The 23,416-nt window shown below is 47.5% G+C and carries 17 protein-coding genes; 8 read left to right on the top strand and 9 right to left on the bottom strand.

The window, feature by feature from the left end:
• Positions 1-236 precede the first annotated feature (236 nt).
• Positions 237-800, top strand: a complete 564-nt coding sequence (locus tag SPL68_RS03805) for a flagellar basal body-associated FliL family protein (protein WP_323813741.1) — start codon at positions 237-239, stop codon at positions 798-800.
• Positions 801-880: 80 nt separating this feature from the next.
• Here SPL68_RS03805 and gshA read toward each other — a convergent pair whose 3' ends face one another.
• From gshA to SPL68_RS03845, 8 genes are all read right to left on the bottom strand, one after another.
• Complete coding sequence (gene gshA, locus SPL68_RS03810) at positions 881-2,494, bottom strand: glutamate--cysteine ligase (RefSeq protein WP_323813742.1); 1,614 nt, start codon at positions 2,492-2,494, stop codon at positions 881-883.
• Position 2,495: 1 nt separating this feature from the next.
• Positions 2,496-2,813: a hypothetical protein gene (locus tag SPL68_RS03815; protein ID WP_323813743.1), complete on the bottom strand. Its 318-nt coding sequence runs from the start codon at positions 2,811-2,813 to the stop codon at positions 2,496-2,498.
• Between the two features lie 101 nt (positions 2,814-2,914).
• Positions 2,915-4,213, bottom strand: a complete 1,299-nt coding sequence (locus SPL68_RS03820) for a mechanosensitive ion channel family protein (RefSeq protein WP_323813744.1) — start codon at positions 4,211-4,213, stop codon at positions 2,915-2,917.
• A gap of 181 nt (positions 4,214-4,394) precedes the next feature.
• Positions 4,395-5,189, bottom strand: a complete 795-nt coding sequence (locus SPL68_RS03825) for a gluconate 5-dehydrogenase (RefSeq protein ID WP_323813745.1) — start codon at positions 5,187-5,189, stop codon at positions 4,395-4,397.
• A gap of 78 nt (positions 5,190-5,267) precedes the next feature.
• Positions 5,268-6,107 (bottom strand): 5-dehydro-4-deoxy-D-glucuronate isomerase, encoded by an 840-nt coding sequence (gene kduI / locus SPL68_RS03830; RefSeq protein WP_323813746.1) that lies wholly within the window; start codon positions 6,105-6,107, stop codon positions 5,268-5,270.
• Between the two features lie 156 nt (positions 6,108-6,263).
• A complete protein-coding gene (locus SPL68_RS03835; protein ID WP_323813747.1) occupies positions 6,264-8,774 on the bottom strand; it encodes a glycoside hydrolase family 88 protein in 2,511 nt (836 codons plus the stop codon).
• 108 nt (positions 8,775-8,882) lie between these two features.
• A complete protein-coding gene (locus SPL68_RS03840) occupies positions 8,883-11,603 on the bottom strand; it encodes a TonB-dependent receptor (RefSeq protein ID WP_323813748.1) in 2,721 nt (906 codons plus the stop codon).
• Between the two features lie 311 nt (positions 11,604-11,914).
• Positions 11,915-13,381, bottom strand: coding sequence for a glycoside hydrolase family 28 protein (locus SPL68_RS03845; protein ID WP_323813749.1), 1,467 nt, complete (start codon positions 13,379-13,381; stop codon positions 11,915-11,917).
• 716 nt (positions 13,382-14,097) lie between these two features.
• Here SPL68_RS03845 and SPL68_RS03850 point away from each other — a divergent pair.
• The 5 genes from SPL68_RS03850 to SPL68_RS03870 all read left to right on the top strand — a co-directional run bounded on the left by SPL68_RS03850 (position 14,098) and on the right by SPL68_RS03870 (position 19,289).
• Entirely contained in the window at positions 14,098-15,618 is a 1,521-nt protein-coding gene (locus SPL68_RS03850) for a UxaA family hydrolase (protein ID WP_323813750.1), read from the top strand.
• Between the two features lie 256 nt (positions 15,619-15,874).
• Positions 15,875-17,047 (top strand): Re/Si-specific NAD(P)(+) transhydrogenase subunit alpha, encoded by a 1,173-nt coding sequence (locus SPL68_RS03855; RefSeq protein ID WP_323813751.1) that lies wholly within the window; start codon positions 15,875-15,877, stop codon positions 17,045-17,047.
• A gap of 12 nt (positions 17,048-17,059) precedes the next feature.
• A complete protein-coding gene (locus tag SPL68_RS03860) occupies positions 17,060-17,359 on the top strand; it encodes a proton-translocating transhydrogenase family protein (RefSeq protein ID WP_323813752.1) in 300 nt (99 codons plus the stop codon).
• A gap of 2 nt (positions 17,360-17,361) precedes the next feature.
• Positions 17,362-18,768 carry an NAD(P)(+) transhydrogenase (Re/Si-specific) subunit beta gene (locus SPL68_RS03865; protein ID WP_323813753.1) on the top strand — a complete coding sequence of 469 codons (1,407 nt, stop codon included), beginning with the start codon at positions 17,362-17,364 and terminating at the stop codon, positions 18,766-18,768.
• A 125-nt stretch (positions 18,769-18,893) separates the two neighbouring features.
• Complete coding sequence (locus SPL68_RS03870) at positions 18,894-19,289, top strand: VOC family protein (RefSeq protein ID WP_323813754.1); 396 nt, start codon at positions 18,894-18,896, stop codon at positions 19,287-19,289.
• 169 nt (positions 19,290-19,458) lie between these two features.
• Here SPL68_RS03870 and SPL68_RS03875 read toward each other — a convergent pair whose 3' ends face one another.
• Positions 19,459-20,400: a sugar kinase gene (locus SPL68_RS03875; protein WP_323813755.1), complete on the bottom strand. Its 942-nt coding sequence runs from the start codon at positions 20,398-20,400 to the stop codon at positions 19,459-19,461.
• Positions 20,401-20,685: 285 nt separating this feature from the next.
• Between SPL68_RS03875 and SPL68_RS03880 the strand changes: the two genes are divergently transcribed.
• Together SPL68_RS03880 and SPL68_RS03885 are read left to right on the top strand one after the other, a co-directional pair.
• Positions 20,686-22,179 (top strand): mannitol dehydrogenase family protein, encoded by a 1,494-nt coding sequence (locus tag SPL68_RS03880; protein WP_323813756.1) that lies wholly within the window; start codon positions 20,686-20,688, stop codon positions 22,177-22,179.
• Positions 22,180-22,258: 79 nt separating this feature from the next.
• A complete protein-coding gene (locus SPL68_RS03885) occupies positions 22,259-23,365 on the top strand; it encodes a pectinesterase family protein (RefSeq protein ID WP_323813757.1) in 1,107 nt (368 codons plus the stop codon).
• Positions 23,366-23,416: the final 51 nt, after the last annotated feature.

Genomic DNA, 23,416 nt, shown 5'->3' on the forward strand with positions numbered 1-23,416 from the left:
GTGGGTTGGTGTTATTTTGAGTCTGGCCGGAGTCTATGGTCTAGGGGTTATGATCCAAGGGTTATGATCCAAGGGTTATGGTAAGCAATTCAGCGCAATTAGAGCCAGTATTTTCGGCCTCGCCCAGACGCAATAGGCTATGCTTGGTGCGAGTGCGATTATTGCATCCTTAATACCGCCAGATGTTGCGCTGATTGGAGCGCAAAAGGCGGAGCAAGTTCAGATTCGGAGCAGTTATGACGTGGGTAAATAAGTGTTTAGTAACCGCAATTGGTGCAGTCTTGGCTGTGCAGGTGATGGCCAGCGGTGGTGGTGGTGCCAAGATGGCAGAGGGAGTGAATTACATTCCGTTGGAACCTGCGCTGGTGGTGAATTACGGCGGGCCGGGTGGCAAGCCGCGCTACGTTAAAGCCGACTTATCGCTACGCGCTGAAAACGCTGAAGATGCGACCGAAATCATGCATCACCTACCGCTAATCCGCGATCGCTTGGTGAGTATTTTGAGCGCGCAGCCAGAAGAGATTGTCAGCTCAGTCGATGGCAGAGAGTATTTGCGCGTATTTGCGCTGGCGGAAATTAATAAGGCGCTGCTGAAAGTGGAAGGCCATGATGTTGCTCATGATGAACACCCAGTCGCAAAAGCCATGCCTGCGAAAAAGGCTGATGCGGATGATCATGCAAAACCTGAGACTTCATCTGAAACAAATTCAGCTCCAACTATTCCTTCAGTTGCCGATGTCAAACCGGTCAAAGGGCCTGCGTCAGATTTGTACTTCAATAATTTTGTGGTTCAAAAATAGTACAGAAGTAGCGTAGAAATAGTTATTTATCAGCCGCGATTCGCGGCTGATTCACATCTCTTATCACATCATTTTTCGCATCACTTTTCACAACTACAGCCGCGATACTGCGCGTAGTAGTGATCCAGATACTCATCAAAATTCAGCTGCTGCTGATTTTCCAGATTGGTTTGTGCTTGCAGCGATTGCTCGCTCATCTGCGCAAATGCAGCCCAATCATTTTCAGTTAATGGGCGTGCGGCAAAATAGGCGCGCTGTTGTTCGGCCAGCGCCAAGGTGTGTGCGTAAAAGCTTTGCTGGGCGCTGGTCATATCGCGCAATACGCGCGCCGATGGTGTCAACTCGGCGTTGTCGATTTTGGCAAATTGCTGCGCAACCGCTTGCTGGTAGGATTGCCCGCCTTTGGCTTGATCGAGCAATTCAGCGCAGGCGCTGCTGCCCTCCAGAATTTCTTTTGCCCAAGACTGCATGGCAATTTCATGGTCGCCACGCAACAGAGTCAAAGCCGGATCGCGCCCTTGGTTGACGATGCGTTTTTGGTTTTCCTGCCCCTGATAAAACTCGCGCTCATCAGTCGCCGGGCTATCGCTCAGCAGGCAGTAAAGTAAAAACGCATCCATCACCTGCATCTGCTCGCTGCTAATACCGAGCGGCTCGTAGGGGTTTAAATCCACGCAGCGCACTTCTACATATTCCACGCCGCGTAAACGCAAAGCTTGCAGCGCAGTTTCGCCGCGCCCGGTGGTGCGTTTGGGGCGGATGCTGGAGTAAAACTCGTTTTCGATTTGCAGCAAGCTGGTGTTGAGCTGCTGGTAATTTTCGTCATCATCTTTTACGCCGATTTGCTCGTAAGCCGGATGACTTTGGGTAATCGCCCCGCACAGAGTTTTCAAGTAATCGCTGAGGTTGTTGTAATTCACCACCAGTGATTGCTGGGCATCGCTCTGGTAGCCCAAATCGCCCATACGCAATGAGGTTGCATAGGGCAAATACATGGTCTGCTCGGCGGCGGGAAAGGGCTGCAATTTGTGCGGACGATTCTGTACAAAGCAGGAACTTACCGCAGGTGAGGCGCCGAACAGATAAATCAGTAGCCAGAAATTGCGGCGGAAATTGCGGATCAGGCCAAAATAGCGCTCGGTTTTAAATTCTTGCAGGCTTTGGGCGTTGCCCGTTTGGGCTTGCAGTGCGCGCCAGAAATCATCGGGCAGGCTGAAGTTGTAGTGAATCCCCGCGATGGTTTGCATGGAGCGGCCATAGCGATGCCCTAGCCCAACACGATAGACAGTCTTCATCTTGCCGCTATTAGAGTTGCCGTAACGCGCCACCGGAATTTCGGCATCGCTCCCCAGTGTACAGGGCATACTGGCGGGCCAGAGGCGCTCTTGATTTTTGGCAAGCTGCTGGTAGGTGAAGCGATGGATATTGTCCAACTGGGCGAGCAAGGGTTTGATATCGGCAAACGGCTCGGTGATAAATTCGAGCAGGGCTTCACTGTAATCGGTCGTGATATGCGGATGCGTAAGTGCTGAACCCAGTGCCTGCGGGTGGTCGGTTTGCGCCAGAGTTCCCGCCGGGGTTACACGTAAACTTTCTTTTTCCAGTCCGCGCAAAATGCCATTCAGGCTGGCGTTGTTAGCGGGTTCAGCAAAGGCGGCGAGCAGCTCGCGCGCAAGATTTGGGGATGCAGACACGTTAGATTCCTTCAGGTAATTCGCCCTGCTCGCCAGCAGCTTGAGGTTCAAGGTTTTCAAGCAGATCCTTACCGACTTTGGGTAAGGGTTCAGGCAGCAATTCCGGGTCGATCACAGGCAAGCCTTTTTCATTGGGGCTACAACTGAGCACCTTGATACGCTGGCGATAGTCTTTGGAGCTGGCCTCAAACATTTGGTTGATGGCCTCATCCTTATGGACTGTTTTGAACAGCGCGGCCAGGTCGCGCCCATCGAGCCAGTTGTTTTGGCGACCGAGAAAGAGTTTGTCTTGATTTTGCAGAATAAAAAGTTCGCTCATAACCCGACCAGTCCTGATTACCTAACATATTGCCTACTATAGTCTAGGCGCGAATGTGGGGTTGATGGCGCGCAACTTCAAGGGCGCGCCAACGAATCACTCTAGGCTTCAGTGCCCGTCTCTTCAGCAGGTTTTTCCGGGCGATAACTGCTGATTTGTTGCATGTCATAACCCGAGGGTGCTTGATAAATACGCAATCCAAATTCGGGCACCACCGCAAAAATATGGTCAAAAATATCCGATTGTATTGCCTCGTAATTAACCCAGCCGGTGTCACTGGAGAACGCATAAATTTCCAGCGGAATCCCCTGTGCTTCAGGCGCGAGCTGACGCACGATTTGCGTCATATTGTTGTGAATGGATTTGTGTTGCTTCAAATACATGCGCAGGTATGCGCGAAAGGTGCCCAAATTGGTCAAGCGGCGGCCATTCACTGGTGAGGTTAAATCCACGCCTGCTTGTTTATTTTCTGTTTCAATTTCAGCAATGGTTTTTTCGATGTAATCGCTCAATAAAGCAGCGCGACGTAAGCGCACAATATCGTCTTGCTGCAAAAACTTTACACTGGTTGCATCGATATAAACTGCGCGTTTGATTCGTCGCCCGCCCGATTCAGTCATGCCGCGCCAGTTTTTAAATGAATCGGCGATCAGTGAATATGCGGGAATGGTGGTGATGGTGTTGTCCCAGTTGCGCACTTTTACGGTGGTCAGGCTGATATCGATCACATCGCCATCCGCGCCGAATTTTGGCATTTCCAGCCAATCGCCCACCGCGAGCATATCGTTGGCAGACAATTGAATGCCCGCGACAAAACCGAGAATCGTATCTTTAAATACCAATGACAGTACCGCCGTCATAGCACCTAAACCGCTAAATAAAATCAGCGGCGATTTATCAATCAAAACCGAAATAATTAAAATTATTGTAATTAACGCAGCGATCAGTTTGATACTTTGAAAAATACCGCGAATGGGAATATTACGTTTGCGGCTAGCGGGTCTGAGAATATCTTCAATAAAATTCAGCAGCGCGTAGAGCGATAAAAGTAGGTAAAACAAAATCCACAAATACGCTAGCGTTTGTAAAACGTCGGTAATTTCGCCTTCTTGCGGCAACCAAATGCGCACCTGAACCAATAGCACCACGCCCTGAAACACCAGCGCGATACGATTAAGCAATTTATGTTTAAAAAGTGCCAGCCCCCAAGGGAGTTGCGATTTGTTTGCGCTTTTTTTGAACGCGCGCAGAATCACCGAGTGCAGCAGGAAATGAAGCAAAAGCCCGGTCAGGATAAAAATGCCTGTCGCCACCGCGACATAAATCCACTCGCTGTATTCCAGGTTGTAGGCATTCAGCCATTGGGTTAGCTGCGCCTTTAGCGTCTCTCCGAGCTTCATCTTGCTTCTCCCATTGATCAGGTAAATATGGACAGGTGTGAGGTGCGGGGGAGTATAGCAGAGCAATAAAAAGGGCTTTGGCGGCGAATAACCAAGGCGCAATAAAAAGCCCGGCGCTTGGCCGGGCTTTGAAGGTTATCAAACTTGGTAATTAAGCTTCGTACTTTTGAGTTTCGTACTATTAAGCCTCATTACTCGGCTTGCCGATGGTGGCGAGAATACCGCCATCAACATACACGATCTGACCGGTCACAAAATCGCTCGCTTTTGAGGCGAGGAAAATGGTTGTGCCTTGCAGGTCATCCGGGTCACCCCACTTAGCGGCGGGAGTGCGGTTGATGATGAAATCGTTAAACGGATGGCCATCAACACGAATAGGTTCGGTTTGGCTGGTAGCAAAATAACCTGGGCCAATACCATTTACTTGCACGTTATATTTCGCCCATTCGGTCGCCATATTTTTGGTGAGCATTTTCAAGCCGCCTTTTGCAGCAGCATAAGCACCAACAGAATTGCGGCCGAGTTCGCTCATCATTGAACAGATATTGATGATTTTACCTTGGCGGCGCTCAACCATTTTGCGTGCAACCGGACGAGTCATAGTAAATACACCGGTCAAATCGATTTTGATGACTTCTTCAAAATCTTCCAGTGACATTTCCAGCAGCGGGGTACGTTTAATAATGCCGGCGTTGTTGATCAAAATATCAATTGCGCCGTGATCTTTTTCGATTTGCTCAACGGCAGCAGTAACTTGGTCTTCATCGGTTACGTTAAATTTGTAACCAAAGGCTTTGAAGCCTTGTTCACGATAGTAATTTACCGCGTTGTCGATTTTTTCTTGTGATGAGTTGCCGTTAATAATTAGCGTTGCACCAGCGCTGGCCAAACCAGAAGCCATTGCCATGCCTAAACCGTGGGTAGCGCCGGTTACTACTGCAACTTTTCCGGTTAAATCAAACAGTGGATGAGTCATATTCTTGTCTCGCTCGGAGGGATTTTTTAACTGGATAAAACCCGTATGCAGATCACATACGGGTTATTGAGCAAAAAATTATTTCAAATCGCTAGGCTTATGGAAGTCCATATCGGTGTAATCCATATTCTCGCCCGCCATACCCCAAATAAAGGTGTAGTTGGCTGTGCCTACGCCTGAGTGCATTGACCAAGGGGGAGAAACTACCGCTTGTTCATTGCCAACCCAAATGTGGCGAGTTTCTTCTGCTGGCCCCATAAAGTGACACACAGCGTGAGTGTCTGGAATGTTGAAATAAAAATAGGCTTCCATACGACGGCTGTGGGTGTGCATTGGCATGGTGTTCCAAATGCTGCCCGGTTTTAATTCGGTCATACCCATTTGCAATTGGCAGGTATCGAGCACAGTGCTGATCATCAGCTGATAAATATCGCGCTCGTTACAGGTATCGCCTGCACCCATGTGCAGCACTTTGCTGTTGTCTTTATTTACTTTTTTGGTTGGATGCGTAGTGTGCGCCGGTGTGGAGTTCAAATAAAACTTGGCTGGATTTGCTGCATCATCGCTGCTGAACAAAACTTCTTTGGCGCCGCGGCCAATGTAGAGCGCTTCTTTGGTGCCGATTTCATAAACTTCGCCATCCACAGAAACTTTACCGCTGCCGCCGATATTGATAGCGCCCAGTTCGCGACGATCCAAAAAGTTATCCATCTTGAGTTGATAGTAGCTTTCCAGTTTTACCGCTTTGCTTACAGGCATAACACCGCCCACCATCAAACGCTCGTAGTGGGTGTAGGTGAATTGCACTTCATCGGCAACAAAAATGGTTTCGACTAAAAAATGTTTGCGCAGTTTTTCAGTGTCGTAGTGTTTGTAGTCGTCAACGTGGACGGCAAAACGCTCTTCAAGAACTTTCATAATAAAACCTTTTGTCTTTCAGCTAGCCGCGTTATGACCGCTGGCTATAGTAATGGAAACTAACCGGTTGTGAGTTAAGGCAAATCTCATGGCTTAACTTAATAGTAAGCCAGCATTAATCGATTGAAAAATTAATGCTGGCTATGCGGAGCATTATTATTTTTTGAGTAATTTATACATTTCTACGCCCGCCAAAATAAACGGGGTATTACCTTTAGGATCGTTGGAAACAATGCGTTCGGTCATGTAGTAATTGTAGCTGCCGTCGCGGCCAAAACCTAAACCGGCAACAAGGCATTGATCGTTAACGCTGATTTTTCCATCGGCATGAACGGTGACAAATTCATTGATCATGCCTTGATAGCTTTTAATTGCCATCTTGCGATAGCTTTCTGGCAGATAACCTTTATTCACACCTTTGGTATAGAAGTAAGTAAACATAGCGCTGGCGGTAGATTCACGATAGTTAGCGATCTCGCCCGGCTTATTCATGATTTGCCACCAGGTGCCGGTTTCTGCATCCTGGTAGCGCGCAATATCTGCTGCCAATTCTGCGGTGATATCGAGCAGGGTTTTGCGCAGCTCGGCTTCTGATTCAGGAATGTAGTCCAACACATCTACCAGCGCCATTGCGTACCAGCCTACACCACGGCCCCAAAATTGTGAGGCGCGTCCGTGCTCTTTATCGGCCCAGTCAGCTTGTTTTGATTCATCCCATGCGTGGTAATACAAACCGGTTTCTGGGTCGCGCAATTGTTCGCGTGCGATTACAAATTCATGTACGGCTTCTTTAAAGCTTTCGTGTTGTTGTTCACCAGTTTCATAAGCGGCTGCATACTCAACCAGGAACGGAATACCCATGTAAACGCCGTCGAGCCAGAGTTGATTTGGATAGGTTGCACGATGCCAAAAAGCGCCGCCGCTGGTGCGTGGGTGACGCTTTAAGTTTTCACGTAAAAAATCCACCGCTTTGCGATATTTTTCTTCGCCAGTGCGCTGCTCCAGCACAATCACCATTTCACCCGGCTTGGTTAAATCGATACTGAACAAATCTGGTTCAAAGGTGTGAATGTGGCCATCGTCAGCGATATAACTTCCGGTTACGCTTTCCAGTGCATTGCGATACGCAGGGTTAGGGCTGACTGCATCCAACTCTTGCAGTGCAGCGATTTGCATGCCCACTACATCGTATTCAAATTTGCCCGGGCGCTTGCGATAGGCATCCCACCCTTTGTAGTGATAGTCCAGTGTTTTGCGGTCCAATTCGGAATCAGCCAAGGCTTTTGCCCATTTCAATGCAGCTTCTGCATCAACCGGATTTTTTTTGGCTTCAGCGCTGAGTGTAGATTCAAAACGCACGCGTGGTGTTTTAGTCAGACGTTCAACTTCACGGTCAAGATAAGCTTTGAAATCTGCTTCGGTTTTAATGCCATCCAGTTCATGTTCCCACGCAGCAAGGAAATAATATTCCAGCTCGCCGCCTTTATCTTTCATCACCGACACATAAGAATTTTCGTCGGTAGTTTGTTCTTTGCGATCATCGCGGCGGAAAATAACTGCCATGCCCAAATGATCATTTTCACCACTTAAACTTTGTTTGCCCCAGCTAGCAACATAGGTCCAGGCGTAACCGCTGGTGTTTTGGTTGCCTTCAATAAGAGTGGTGCCTTTGTGTTTAACCAAGCCAATCGCCATGTTGGGCAATTGCTCGCTGGCCTTGAGTTTTACATTCACCAAGCGGCTGCCTGCATTCATGGAAAAATGCGCAGCGAGATCCACTTTTTGATTGTTAATTTCCCAGCCGTTGTAATTAATTTTAAAACCGGAATAGAGATCGCCATTATTGGTGATGATCGCATCGCGGGTATCCACTTTCGATACCAGATCAACCGTTTTGCCGTTCCAGAAACCAAAACCACCCATGCCGAGTGATTTTCCTACTTTCAAAACATCAACACCCCAATCAGCGTTTTCATGGTAGGATTCATAGCCATCGAGGCCGACATTTTGCAGAACAACATCGCTGGTTTTTTTACCAAAAATATCAAAACCGTTGCGCCAGTCGAGGTAGACGCGATAAGCCACTTTGTCTGACTCAATGCCCGGGCCTTCGTAGCGAATCCAGTAGGAGTGATCAGTATATTGTGGCGGCGGCGTTACACGATCTACGGTTTTAAAAGTGCCGCCTACATATTCTTTACCATTCCATTCCCCACCTTCTTTGATGGAAATTTCTGCTTGGGTTTGTTTTTTCAATGCAGGTTTTGCAATGGCAGGATCGCTGGAAATTGTGAAAGATTTAATTTCGGCTGGATTAAAATCGGCAGCTAACAACAAACCATCGAGAGTGCCATCGCCATCGGTATCGACAGTTTGTGATGCTTGTGCGGCAGCGCCGGATAATACATTAAGATTCTTTACGGCGCTGTCATCAGCCGCTATGCCTAAATCATAAAAAGAAAAATAAATTGGCTCTTGTTGCAATGCAAAATTATTGGCATTGGTAATTTCTGCCGTTGCCAATTGGTAATTAACGGGTGCAGGTTGTGCAACAGGTGTTGTAGTCGCGGTGGTTTGTTGTTCGTCAGCTTTTTCCGGTGAGCAACCTGTTAATGCTGCCAGAAAAATACCGCCATAAATTACTCTACTTTTTAACAATAGACTCACGCTTCTCACCTCTTGTCGCTAAATAAAATTCACGCACTTAATAATCAAACAGGGATGCCAGCAAGCTGGCATCCCTTTTGGTCTTACACAAATACCATTGAGTGAAACTTAGTATTTGTAGGAAACACCGAGGTTGTACTGAATGCCGGTGCTGTGATAGTAAGAAGAGCGTTTTTCACTCGCGCTACCTACCCATTGATCATCTACTTCGTCAGTCAGGTTAAGCGCCTCGAAGGTGAACTTGAGGTTGTCTGTCGCCTGATAGCTGAGAGATGCATCAACGTTAGTGGTTTCGTTAGTGCCTTCTTCTTCGTTGTTGTTACGGCCAATTGGCGTAGTCAGATAGCCGCTGCGGTTTGCCATGGAAACACGTGCACTGAAGGTATCGTTTTCCCAGTAAAGCGTTGCACTGATGGTTTCATCAGACAAGTTAACCAATGGCTTAGTAGCTTCCACTTCGCCAGCGGTATTTAGGTAGTCCATGTCGGAATCTACGCTGGTGTAAGCTCCCATGAAACCGAAGTTGCTGAAGAAACCTGGCAGGAAGGTAAAGGCTTGTTGGTAGCTCAGCTCATAACCATCCAAATCACCGCCTGGGCCATTGGCTGGTACAGAGAAGTTCCACTGCAGATTTTCGTTACAGTTAGGACCGTAACCGCCTAAAGATGCACCTTGGAGATTACAGGTATCGATAACTGCTTGAGTTGGCAAGCCAGTATCAGCGTAAATTGGTGTTGATCTCAGGGTTTGGATATGGCTGCCAATCTCTTTCTTGAAGAGTGTCAGTGCAAGCAAACCACCTTCTGCGAAGTACCACTCAGCACCCAAGTCATAGCTTTTGGCTTTGGTTGGTTCAAGCAATGGATTTGCACCAGTCACAGCAAGGTTGGTACCCGCTACTGATACGTTTACCGCAGGAACGATTTGGCCAAGACCGGCACGTGAAATACCTTCAGAATAAGCAGCGCGAATCAGGAAGTCTTCCATTGGCTCGATGCTGATATTCAGAGCTGGCAGAGTGTCTGAGTAATCGTGATCAACCGTTACGAAAGATCTGTTAGCACTGCTACCGTTGACCCAACCGCTAGAAGTTTGGTCAGTTTCAAAGCGACGTACACCAATGTCACCGCGAACTGGCATTGAACCCAGATCGAAGTTGAAATCCAACTGTGCAAAGAAACCTAGGGTTTCTTCACCTACTTCATAGGTACTGCCGTAGTTTGGTGTCAGTGGTAAATCAAACAGGTTGTAGGAATCCATAATCAACGCGCGGTTTGGTACCAACCATGGCTTACCATCTCCCAAGCCTGAATCATATTCAATAATGAACTCAGGATTAGACTGGATGTTAACGCCGTTGGCGCCCTCACCACTTGCATACAGATATTGGTCAGTAGAGAAACTGAAGTCTTTCCAATCTCCGCCTACTTTTAAGGTCATATTCTCATTAAAATCGAATTCGAAGCTGACATTCGCCGCGTCGTTTTCATTGAGTGTACTTTGTGGGCGCTGACGAACACCGGTAGCAGTCCACGAAGCTTTGTCGTATGCCGCATCGCCAAATGACAGTTTCGCGTTGTCGTAATCGCGATAGTCATAGCTGAAGCGTTGGTTATTCGCTTGCATCAACAAGGTGTTTTGAATTGGGTTATCGTAATCTGACTTGGTGGTACCAATCATCGCGTTCATGCGGAAGCTATCGGTGAAATCTTGCTCCAGCGAGAGAGTGACTTGCGAGAAGTCAGTTGACATGTCGTCGTAGCGTTGTTCAGACAGCAGGCGTGCACCGGCGATATCAGCATAAACCAGTGTGTCACCTTGAATTGCGTAGTCGACCAGGTTACTGGTTGAGTTGGCGCCAGGGTTCAATGAACCTTGAAGGAATGTTTCTTGACGGCTGGCATCAAATTTTGCCCACAAACCATCGAGACTGATTTCAGTAGAGTCAGTAGGACGGAACTGCAATGACAAGCTTGAACCCATACGCTCCATTTCATGCTGATAGGAGTCATAGCGTGGAATGCGAGGGCGGAAAGCAGCATTGGCAGGATGAGTCGCATCAGCATCTACGCCGCCAACCTGACCAAAATCTTGTGATGCAACATTGTCCCAGCGTACAGTACTTGAACCTTCGTCTTGTACATTGCGCTCAGAGTAAGAGAACGAGAACAGAGCACCGAACATGCCATCAGCGAAGGTGTTGCTCACTAAAAATGCTGCTGAAGGATCGGTTTCTTCTGACAGATCGTTGTAACCCACTTGGCCAGATGCAGTGAATACAAATTCATCGTAATCAAACGGTTGCGCCGCTTTCAAATCAACAGTGGCACCCAATGAACCCTCTTGCACTTCTGCAGAGTTGGTTTTGCGTACAGTAATTGACTGGAAGAGATCAGATGAAAAGGTGTTGAAGTCAAAACCGCGGCCGCGGTTGTTTCCGCCTACCGCATCCGTACCGCCAGTGGTAGAAATAGTTTCCATGCCATTTAAGCGCACGGTGGTAAAGCCTGGGCCAAGACCACGAACGGTGATGTTGCGACCTTCACCGCCAGAGCGGGAAATGGCTACACCAGGAATACGCTGCATGGATTCTGCAAGGTTGTTGTCTGGAAATTCAGCGATGTCAGATGCAACGATGGCATCAACAAAGCCGCTGTTATTTTTTTTGATCATTTGTGCAGAGGCAATACTTTCACGGAAGCTTCCGGTAACCAGAACTTCTTCGACAGTATCATCTCCTGCATTTGGTGCTTCTTGTGCAAAAGCACCGATTGGCAGTGCAGTAACTGCCATGGCTAACACGAGTGGATTGAGTTTGAAACTTCTCATAGCTATTCCCCATCTTTTATTGTGATTAAATCATTGAGCTAGCGGAGCTGGTGCTGTTGGTCTAAATAATATTGCGATGACTATCAGCACGTCTTAACAAACACGACGGATTTTCATGCGCCGCAGCGGATAATCCATTGTTATTTGTATTCTGTTGCAATCGACTTTATTGAGCCTAGTCGATTTAACGCAGCTGTCATGGTGGTCACATGATTTAATTGCTGCGCCGTTTTGTTTTAATTCATCTTTATTTCAATTTGCTGTATCAATAAAAAGATACGACTAATTTTGATGTAAAGCGTGAGCCTTCATCAGACTTTAAATTCAACACCTTTGATTGTGACTTTGTCGGCAACAAAGTTATCAAGCTTTTCCAAAATGCCAATTTTGGTTGCTTCTTTGAAGTGACAATTATTGAGATGTAAATTTTGAATTGGTGAACGCTCGTAGCCGCGCACTTGAAAAACTTGTTGCGCTTGTTGGCACACCAAATTGCGAATATCGATATTGCGCACAGTCGGTGTAAATTTACCAGCGTCGCCTTCTTCGTAATCAAAGTCGATAACGATGGCGGTTTGCACTTCGCCAATGGTGATATCGCGCAGATAGAAATTTTCGATTAATCCACCGCGCACGGAATTGGTTTTAATGCGAATGCCGCGTTCCAATTCCGGGCTGCTCATCTCGCAATTTTCAACAAATACATTGCGCACGCCGCCAGAAATTTCACTGCCAATTACTACGCCGCCGTGACCGTGACGCATTTTGCAATTGCTGATCAAAATATTTTCTGACGGAATATTGATGCGACGACCATCGGCATTACGGCCAGATTTAATTGCGATGCAATCGTCTCCGGTTTCAAAAAAGCAATTTTTGATGACAACGTTTTTGCAGGATTCAGGGTCGCAGCCATCGGAGTTCGGCCCCATGCTCGCGAAGGTCACGCCATCGATAGTCACATTGTCGCAACGCACTGGATTAAGCAGCCAGAAAGGCGCGTTATTAATAGTGATGCCTTCAATCAACACATTGGTGCAGAGGTAGGGCTGCAAAAATACCGGGCGTAAATAGGAGCCTTCAGCGTACTGGCGCTGGGCGACAGGTACGTTGTTTTCCATATCCTGCATGAGTTTGTTGCGCGCTTCGGTCTGCGTTGGAACACCGGGAACGCCCCAGTCCACACTGCTGAAGTTGCTGCCTTTCCAAGGCCACCAAGTGGTGCGATTGGCTTGCCCATCCAGAGTGCCTGCGCCGGTAATCGCAATATTGGTTTGCTCATAGGCATAGATGAGGGGCGAATAACCCATGATCTCCATGCCTTCCCAGCGGGTTAGAACGGCGGGCAAATAGGCTTTGGGATCGGTACTAAAGGCGATAGTGGCATCTTTAGTGATGTGAAGGTTTACGTTAGAGAGAAGGTGGATCGGGCCAGACAAGTAGCGGCCTTGGGTGACCAGTACTTTTCCGCCACCGGCTTTATGGCAAGCGGCGATAGAGGCAGTAAATGCAGCAGAGTTATCGGTTTTGCCATCTGCTTTGGCGCCGAAGTCGCGAATATCAAAGGTGCGATCAGGAAATTGTGGCGCCTTGACGTTGGCGCGAATTTGTTCGGCCATTGCCCAGGCATCTTCAGCAGATGGTGCGGAATCTTGCGCAGTATTGGTAGATGAGGCGCAGCCTGTTAATGCGCCCAGCGCACTGTAGCTTACAACGCCGCCAAGGGTGCGGGTAATAAAGGCGCGACGGCCTGACTGGAATAAGGAAGAATCTGTCACCGGTACTCGCTCTCGTGTTGTCTGCTACTGCAGTAGCTTTTTATTGCGTAATAGTAGAAGGCAGATGTGAGTATATAGATTGCTGTCTGGTTCACACGCCCGAAATATCCAGAGAGATATATATCCTCATATGTGATCAAAAATATTCTGTATGTCATGTTCGATAAAATCAACCGTAACACCCAAAAAACGCACCAAAAAAAGATTTTTGAGTATTTTTTTCCCACATTGGTGAATGTAAACGTTTACATTTAATGAATCATTGGTTTGTAAACGTTTACACTTGTTGGTCGATAGAAATAATTTTAAAAATAATAAAATTATCGAAAAGTATATTTATCCTAAAATTGTGTAAATTTGTGTATAAATAATCATTTTAGGGCAAGGTTGAATTTGGTGTAACGGGCTAAACAGCCCGAAGGAATTTATGTAACGGGTTACATGCACTGTTTTTGCTCTTTTTGCGCTGTTGCAGGGCAATATTTTCGGGGGTAAATTTGATCCCGGTATTGACCGAATACCATTGCCGATTTTGAGGCGCCGCAAGGCGCCTTTTTTTTCGGTGCGATTTCATAAGACGAAATCAGTGCGAGAAAATGCGCCTATATTGATCCTTCAATAGAGTTATTGGCGCAGCGAGCTACACTCATAGAAGATGACGCTGTAGCAGCGGCACGACCCTTCCTTCGGTTAACGAATCAAAAAGAGAGATCAGCGTGAGCAGTATTATTGTTTTACATGACGGTGATAATGTCGGTATTTGTAAGGTGTCACTTCCCGCTGGTGTTTTGTTTGCAGAAAAAGATGTCACCCTGCAGCGTGACATTCCTGCCATGCACAAGGTCGCCTTGCGCAACATCGCCAAGGGCGAAGCCATTCTTAAATACGGCCAGACAATTGGTTTTGCCAGTCAGGATATTCCGGCGGGCGAGCATGTCCATGTGCACAACTGTGTTATGGGCGAACTGGAAAAAGATTACGGCTTTTGTGAAGAGGCCAAACCCACTGAATATGTTCCAGTTGAGCAGCGCGCCACCTTTCAGGGTTATAAGCGTATCAATGGCAAGGTCGGTACCCGCAACTATGTGGGCATCCTCACCACGGTGAATTGCTCTGCGACAGTAGCCAAAGCGATTGCCCAGCACTTCACCTACTCCGGCGAATTGGAAAAATACCCGCATATCGATGGCGTAGTCGCCATGACCCACGACAGCGGCTGCGGTATGCGCTCTGATGGCGATGGCTACGAAACTCTGCGTCGCACCTTTAATGGCTATGCGCGTCACCCCAACTTTGGCGGCGTAATGATGGTTGGCTTGGGTTGCGAAACCATGCAAATCCAGCGTGTGATGGAAGAGTGTGGCCTTGCCGATTCCAAAACCTTCACTGCTTACACCATTCAAGATGTGGGTGGTACCCGCATCGCGATTGAAAAAGGTATAGAAACCCTGCGCGCTATGCTGCCGCTGGTAAATCAGTGCGAGCGCGAAACGGTTCCGGCCAGTGAGTTGGTGATCGGCTTGCAATGCGGTGGTTCCGATGCGCTTTCCGGTATTACAGCCAACCCGGCACTGGGTATTGCTGGCGATATTCTGGTACGTCACGGCGGCACTGTGATCTTGTCCGAGACGCCAGAAATTTTCGGTGCGGAGCATTTATTGACTCGCCGCGCACAATCGCCAGAGATCGCACAGAAATTATTGGATCGCATCACCTGGTGGGAAGACTACACCGCGCGTAATGATTTCGAATTAAACAATAATCCATCGCCTGGTAATAAAGCAGGCGGCCTCACCACGATTATTGAGAAGTCATTGGGTGCTCAGGCCAAAAGTGGTTCAACTAATTTGACCGATGTTTATCTCTACGGTGAAGACATTACCGCTAAAGGTTTTGTGTTTATGGATAGCCCGGGTTACGACCCTGTATCCGCCACTGGTCAGGTTGCATCGGGCGCACAAATTTTGTGTTTCACCACCGGGCGCGGTTCAGCGTTTGGTTGTAAGCCTGCACCGAGTATCAAATTGGCGACCAACAGTAAAATCTATAGCCACATGAAAGAGGATATGGATTTGAACTGCGGGCGTGTGTCCGATGGCGAAATTACCTTGGAGCAATCCGGCCAGGAAATTTTTGAAGAAATTCTGGCGGTTGCATCAGGCAAGCAGACCAAGAGTGAATTGCTCGGCTACGGCGATAATGAATTTATCCCGTGGAAAATTGGTGCAGTAGTCTAATCCCCCATTCCCCCCTTTACCCAAGGGGGTGCAAGTCAAAAGCAGTATCTTGCTTTTCTCCGACCCCTTCACAAAAGGGGTTAGGGGGACTCAAAAAACAACAATAACCAGCAGTTAGCTGGAATCACTAGAAAGCAAATTACGGCAAGTTCCATTCAAATCGTTATTTACATTAATGAAAAATTGATGGGGCTTTCTATTAGCAAAAAAAGCTATGGCCAAAAAATTTGCCACTACTACAGAGGGCGACAATAAAATGAAAATAGTAATCACCAAAGAGCGGCGTGAACATGAGCGCCGCGTTGCTGCGACACCTGATACCGTTAAAAAATTAATTGGTTTGGGTTTTGATGTTGCAGTAGAAAAAGATGCGGGCATCGCCAGCCGTATCAGCAACGAATCCTATCAGGATGCAGGCGCAAGCATCAGCGATGATATCGCAGGTCTATTAGGTTCAGCGGATATTGTTTTAAAAGTTCAGCGTCCCATTCTTGCAGGTGAAAAGCTGGCTGGCGAGAGCGATATCAATGAGCTTGCCTTGATCAAACGCGGCGCGCTGTTGATCGCCATGCTTGCCCCCTACAGCGAACCCGCTGCAATTGCACAATATGCCGAAGCGGGCATCACTGCGATGACACTCGAATTTGTGCCGCGTATTACGCGCGCGCAATCAATGGACGTATTGAGTTCGCAATCAAACTTGGCTGGTTATCGCGCTGTGCTCGAAGCGATTAATGTTTACGACCGCGCCATGCCGATGATGATGACCGCTGCTGGCACTATCGCACCCGCACGCGTAATGGTTTTGGGGGCAGGTGTTGCCGGTTTGCAAGCAATTGCTACTGCAAAACGTTTGGGTGCGATTGTATCTGCGACCGATGTGCGCGCTGCATCCAAAGAGCAAGTGGAAAGTCTCGGCGGAAAATTTGTCATGGTGGAAAGCGATGAAGTGAAAAACGCTGAAACCGCCGGTGGTTACGCTAAAGAAATGAGTGATGACTACAAGCGCCGTCAGGCAGAGTTGGTTGCCGAAACCCTGAAGAAACAAGATATCGCCATTTGCACTGCGTTAATTCCTGGCCGCAAAGCCCCAACACTAATTAACGATGAGATGGTGCACAGCATGCGCCCTGGCTCGGTGATTGTTGACCTTGCTGCCGAACAAGGCGGCAATTGCACGTTAACAAAACCGGGCGAAATTGTTGAAGTGAATGGTGTGAGCATTATTGGTCTGCTCAATATCCCCAGCCGCTTGTCGGCCGATGCCAGCGCCCTCTACGCTAAAAATATTTTGAATTTTTTAACCCCCATGATGAATGCCGAAAAACAATTCAATGTGAATTGGCAGGATGAAATCATCGCCGCAACTGTGCTAACGCGCGATGGCGCTGTGGTTCATCCAAACTTTAAACCTGCCAGTGTGGCTTAAGGGGAGCAAATCATGGAAACCAGTTTTGTTTCGCAATTATCGATTTTTGTATTGGCAATTTTTGTTGGTTACTACGTTGTGTGGAGCGTAACGCCCGCATTGCACACGCCCTTGATGGCAGTAACCAACGCAATTTCGAGTGTGATTATTGTCGGCGCGCTGATCGCTGTCGGGCCTGAGGGTGTGAGCTTGTCAAAAGTATTGGGCTTTTGTGCAATGGTGCTTGCGGCCATCAATATTTTTGGCGGCTTTACTGTGACTCATCGCATGCTCGCCATGTATAAAAAGAAAAATAAAGCAGGGGAGAAATAATCATGTCGTCATTACATGAAAACCTGACATCGCTCGCCTATTTGGTTGCAGCCGTATTGTTCATTATGGCACTGCGTGGATTGTCTTCACCGGAATCATCGCGCAAGGGTAATTTGTTCGGCATGGTGGGGATGTTGATCGCTGTTGTGACAACTGTGCTCAGCCCTGCGGTGACATCTTACGGTTGGATTTTATCTGCGCTGGCGATTGGTGCGGTAATTGGAATTTTTATCGCACGTAAAATTGCTATGACTGCCATGCCGCAATTGGTTGCCGCATTTCACAGTCTTGTTGGTATGGCGGCGGTATTGGTTGCGGGCGCAGCGTTTAGCAATCCGGCTGCATTCGGAATTTTAAATGCCGCGGGTGAAATTTATATCGCCAGTCGTATCGAAATGGGCTTGGGGGTTGTAATTGGTGCGATCACCTTTTCCGGTTCGGTAATTGCGTTTACTAAATTGCAAGGTTTGGTTTCTGGTAAGCCAATTGTGTTTGGTGGTCAGCATTTTATTAATGCGCTTCTCGGTGCGGCGATTTTTGGTTTGATTGGCTACTTCTGTGTCGATCAATCACCTTGGGTATTCTGGGGCATGACGGCGCTGGCATTTGTGATTGGTGTGCTGCTGATTATTCCTATCGGTGGTGCAGATATGCCGGTTGTTGTTTCTATGCTCAACTCCTATTCCGGTTGGGCCGCGGCAGGTATTGGTTTTACGCTGCATAACGATGCGTTAATTGTGACGGGTGCATTGGTAGGATCGTCCGGTGCAATTCTTTCTTACATTATGTGTAAGGGCATGAACCGCTCTTTCTTTAATGTAATCCTCGGCGGCTTTGGTGCAGATACTTCAGGTGCCGGTGCTGCAGCTGGTGGTGATGATCGCCCGGTAAAACAAGGCAGCGCCGAAGATGCCGCGTTTATTATGAAAAACGCTGGTTCGGTGATTATTGTTCCCGGTTACGGAATGGCAGTTGCGCAAGCGCAACACGCATTGCGTGAAATGTGTGAAGAGTTGAAAAAAGCCGGTGTAAAAATCAGCTACGCCATTCACCCCGTTGCGGGGCGTATGCCGGGGCATATGAACGTGCTGCTCGCTGAAGCAAACGTGCCTTACGATGAAGTGTTTGAACTGGAAGACATTAACAACGAATTCCAAACTGCTGATGTGGCTTTTGTAATTGGTGCTAACGATGTTACTAACCCTGCGGCAAAAACAAATCCGCAAAGCCCGATTTTCGGGATGCCGATTTTGGAAGTGGAGAGAGCGCGCACAGTTTTATTTGTGAAGCGCTCAATGGCTTCAGGTTATTCGGGTGTTGAGAATGAGTTGTTCCATCGCGATAACACCATGATGCTATTTGGCGATGCGAAAAAAATGGTGGAAACCATCGTTAAAAATATTGAGTAACTTTTTTTAATTCAATAATTTTCTTGTACGTGTGCATGGCTCCTACTGGGTGACTCTTTTAAGCCATTAAAAGAGTTCACTCTTTTTTTATTTAGAGAGCTGCATACCAGCTGGATGTAATCATTATGAAAATCGAACACTTTGCAATTAATGTAAAAGACCCTGTGGCTATGGCTGCGTGGTATACGGCGCATATGGGCTTAACCATTGTGCGCAAGCAAGACGGCGGCGCGAATACCCATTTTTTGGGTGATGAGAGTGGCGATGTAATGTTGGAGATTTACAACAATCCGCCAGATCAGGTGCCAGATTACGCCAATATGAATCCGCTGTTGGTGCACTTGGCATTTGTGTGTGAAAACCCGGAAGAAAAACGTGCTGAACTAGAAGCGGTAGGCGCGAGTTTTGCGGAAGAGGTTCACATTAAAGATGGTTCGCATTTGGTGATGATGCGCGACCCTTGGGGGTTGGCAATTCAGTTGTGCAAACGCGGAAATAAAATGCTGAAGTGTCAGCAATAATTTACTTGCTGGATTTGAAAGCGCGCTACGAATACGTTTGCTATTGGCGATTCTGTTTCAAAAACGCATAAATACGTCCATGTAGCTCCCGTTCGCCATCCATGGCTCTAGGGTTTTGAAACAGAATCGCCAACAGCAAACTCACAATGCGCCAAGAAAAACAGTCGGCCTATGCGCCAAGTTCTTTATCAAAAATAGCCTTATCAATAATCGCACCGCGATGGCGAATGATAATGCCTGCGCAGCGGATGCCTTGTTTGGCAGAGTCTTCTAAAGATTTGCCCATCAAGCGACCCGCTAAATAACCGGCATTAAAGGTATCGCCTGCACCGGTGGTATCAATTACACCTTGAACCGGTGGAACTGGCACGCGAATTTCTGCATCGGGAGTGATGATGATTGCGTCATCAGCGCCACGCTTTAAAACAAGCTCGCTGAGGTTGTAATTTGCGTAGCGCTGTTTGCAACCTTCTGCGCTGTCATCGCCCCACAACAATTGTTCGTCATCGAGAGTGAGTAGTGCGATATCGGTGTATTCCATAATCGCGAGCATGGCTTGTTGTGCTTCGTTTTTATCGCGCCACAAGCGTGGGCGATAGTTGCTATCAAATGCAACTATCACATCTTGTTGACGCAACTTGTGCAGAGAGTTGTATAAAAATTCGCGCGATTTTTCGCCGATAATGGCAAGGGTAATACCGCTCAGATACACGCAATTGCAGTGAACCAGCTTTTGGCAGAGTTGATCAGCTGCTTCTTGTGAATTAAATAATTCGCGTGCTGGAGCTTCTTTGCGCCAGTAAAAGAATTCGCGTTCGCCATCGGGGGCATTGCGAATAATGTATAAACCGGGTGAGCGGCCAGGCAATTGTTTGATCATGCCGGTGCCGATATTTTCATTGCTCATGCGCTGCATAATTTGCGCACTGTAAGGATCTTCACCCAATTGTGTGACGTAATCGGTTTGTAAACCGAGGCGCGCCATATACACCGAAGTGTTATAGGTGTCGCCCGCAAAAGATAAGGCCATGGTTTCACGGCCATTGCTGTCGGCGGTAGGAAAAGGAGCCAGCTCCACCATGACTTCGCCAATCGCTGCTATGTGTGCCATTTGAATAATTCCGGAGTGATAGAAATTGGTATTTTTGGTTATTTCGTCAGTGTATTTTTTGCAGTTATTGCATAAATTTTTACGCCAATAAATTCATCGCAAAATATACCACTCTTGAAGCGGTAAAAGTAGAAATATCTCGGCGCAAATCTCTTGGATTTACAGTAAAAATTATATTTTTTATGTGAATAAGCTGCCATCAATTTACATACAGGTTTACAATAAGCGCTATTGTAAGTCTCCTATTTTTTATGCGTTGCAAAATCAACTTGCTGGATTTTTATAATGAATCGTTTAAATCAAAAATTGTTAAGCCGTTTACCAAAAGATATTAAGCTTCCAGCCTATGATCGCGCAGCGCTCAAGCCGGGTATTGTGCATTTGGGAATTGGTGCATTTCATCGCGCGCACCAGGCGTTTTATACCGAGGCAGTGTTAAATCAGTTTGGTGGCAATTGGGGAATTGTGGGCAGCAGCCTTCGTTCAGCAGGTGTGCGCGATCAGTTAGTGCCGCAAGATTGCCTCTACACTTTGGTGGAGCGTTCAGGTGAAGGTGAAAAACTGCAAATTATTGGTGCGGTGCTGGATACATTGGTTGGCCCAGAGAATCCAGCTGCGTTGGTTGCGCAAATGACCGCAGAAAATATCAAAATTGTCTCACTCACCATTACCGAAAAAGGCTATTGCCATGATCCGGCAACTGGCGACCTCAATTTCAGTCACCCGGATATTGTTCACGATCTGCAAAATCTGGATAAACCAGTTTCTGCCATCGGTTACATTATTGCCGCGTTAAAGCAGCGTTTTGAAAAACAGCAAAAAGCCTTCACCGTATTGAGCTGCGACAACCTGCCCAACAATGGCGAAGTACTGGAAAAAGTTGTCACTCAATTTGCCGAGAAAATTTCTGCAGAATTTGCGCAGTGGATTAAAACCAATGCGACCTTCCCCTGCACTATGATCGACCGTATTGTGCCGGCCACTACCGATGATGACCGCCGCGATATTGAAGCGCGCTTGGCGGTTGATGGCGAAAGTGTGCGCGATGAAGGCATGGTGGTGTGCGAGCCTTTCACTCAGTGGGTGGTGGAAGACAAATTTGCCGATGGTCGCCCTGAATGGGAAAAAGTCGGTGTACTTATGGTGGAAGACGTGCGCGTGTTTGAAAAAATCAAACTGCGCTTATTAAACGGCGCTCACTCCACTATGGCTTACACAGGTTATTTGTCTGGCTTCCAATACATTAGCGAAGTCATGGAGCAACCTGCGTTTGTCAATTTGGTAAAAACCTACATGGCGCGTGAAGCGGGTGAAACCGTTGTGGCTCCAGCTGGTTTTGACATTGAAGCTTACAAACAAGAATTGCGCGACCGCTTCTCCAATAAAGCACTGAAGCACCGCACCTGGCAAATTGCGATGGACGGTTCACAGAAGTTGCCACAACGTCTGTTGGAAACTTTGCGTGAGCAATTATCTGGCAATGGCCATATTGATATTTTGTGTTTGGGTGTTGCGGCCTGGATTCGCTATGTGTCGGGTGTTGATGAACAAGGTGCAGCGATTGAAGTATCTGACCCACTGGCAAAAGAATTGCGCGCGGCTTGCGATGCAAATCAAGGCAATCCTGCGGGCATGGTGCGCGCTGTAGTGAGCATCCAAAAAGTATTTGGCAACGACCTGATTAACGAAGAGCGTTTTGTGCAAACCACTACCCAATGGCTTGAGCGTTTCTATGCCAAGGGTGTGCTGGCAAGTATTAAAGATGCGTTTGCTCAATAATCGCGGCTGATTGATCAACTGCGCCCGCTTAATGCGGGCGTTGTTTTTTATAGCCTTAATAAATCAAGGGAGCCTAAAAATGCGATTCCGTTTAAGTTTTGTAGCGATGTTTTTATTATTGTTATCAGCATGTGCGAGTGTTCAGCAATCGCAATATGATGCAATTGTCGATAAAAATTCCTCCGCTAAAAACGCTTTTGTCAGCGTACAAGCTGCAATTGAAGCGGCACCGAGTACGGCAACAAAACCCTATCGTATTTTTATTACAGCGGGTGATTACTACGAGAAGCTGGTTATCGCCAAACCCCATATTCAGTTGATTGGAGCCGACCAAAACGCAACGCGAATTTTTTACAGTGCCTATGCAGGGCAACAGTCTACCGATGCAGGTGCAACCAAAGGACAAATCTGGGGCACTCCGGGGTCTGCTACGTTGATCATCCGCGCAGCCAATGTTCAGCTGCACCAACTCACCATCGAAAACAGTTTTGATTTTTTAACCAATGATGCGCTGGCAAGCGATGACCCGCAGCGCATTGCCAATACCCAAGCGGTTGCATTGCACTTGGATACGGGCAGCGATCAATTTTTTGCGCGCAATATTAGTTTGTTGGGCTATCAGGATACGCTTTACGTTAATTCCGGGCGCAGTTGGTTTGATCAGAGTTTGATTGCAGGCAATGTGGATTTTATTTTTGGTAAAGGCAACGCGCTCTTTACCAGCTCAGAAATAAAAACGCTGGGGCGCGGAAAACCCAGCGATCCTCACGGCTATTTAGTTGCTCCATCAACACAAATTACCAGCGAATTTGGCTTAACGTTTATCGATTGCCGGTTAACGCGCGATGCCTCAGTGCCAGATAATTCAACTCCACTCGGCCGCCCTTGGCACCCCACAACCCAGTTTGCCGATGGTCGCTATGCCGATCCCAACGCAATTGGTAAGGCAGTTTTTATTAATAGCTGGATGGATGCGCACATCACTTTGGATGGCTGGGCTTCCATGAGCGGCACCGCAAAAGACGGCAGCCGCATTGCATTTCAACCGGAAGATTCGCGCTTTTTTGAATTTAACAGTAGTGGCGCCGGTGCGGCGGTAAATGAAAAGCGCCGCCAGCTCAGCAATGCAGAAGTAAAAAATTATACGAAGGAAAAGATTCTGGGCGATTGGCAGTCAGCGTTTTAAGTAAAAGTTTTACTGAATTGATTCGGGATTAAAATGACAAAGCCGCGCATG

This window comes from Cellvibrio chitinivorans (assembly GCF_035117775.1).
Classification (GTDB): domain Bacteria; phylum Pseudomonadota; class Gammaproteobacteria; order Pseudomonadales; family Cellvibrionaceae; genus Cellvibrio; species Cellvibrio chitinivorans.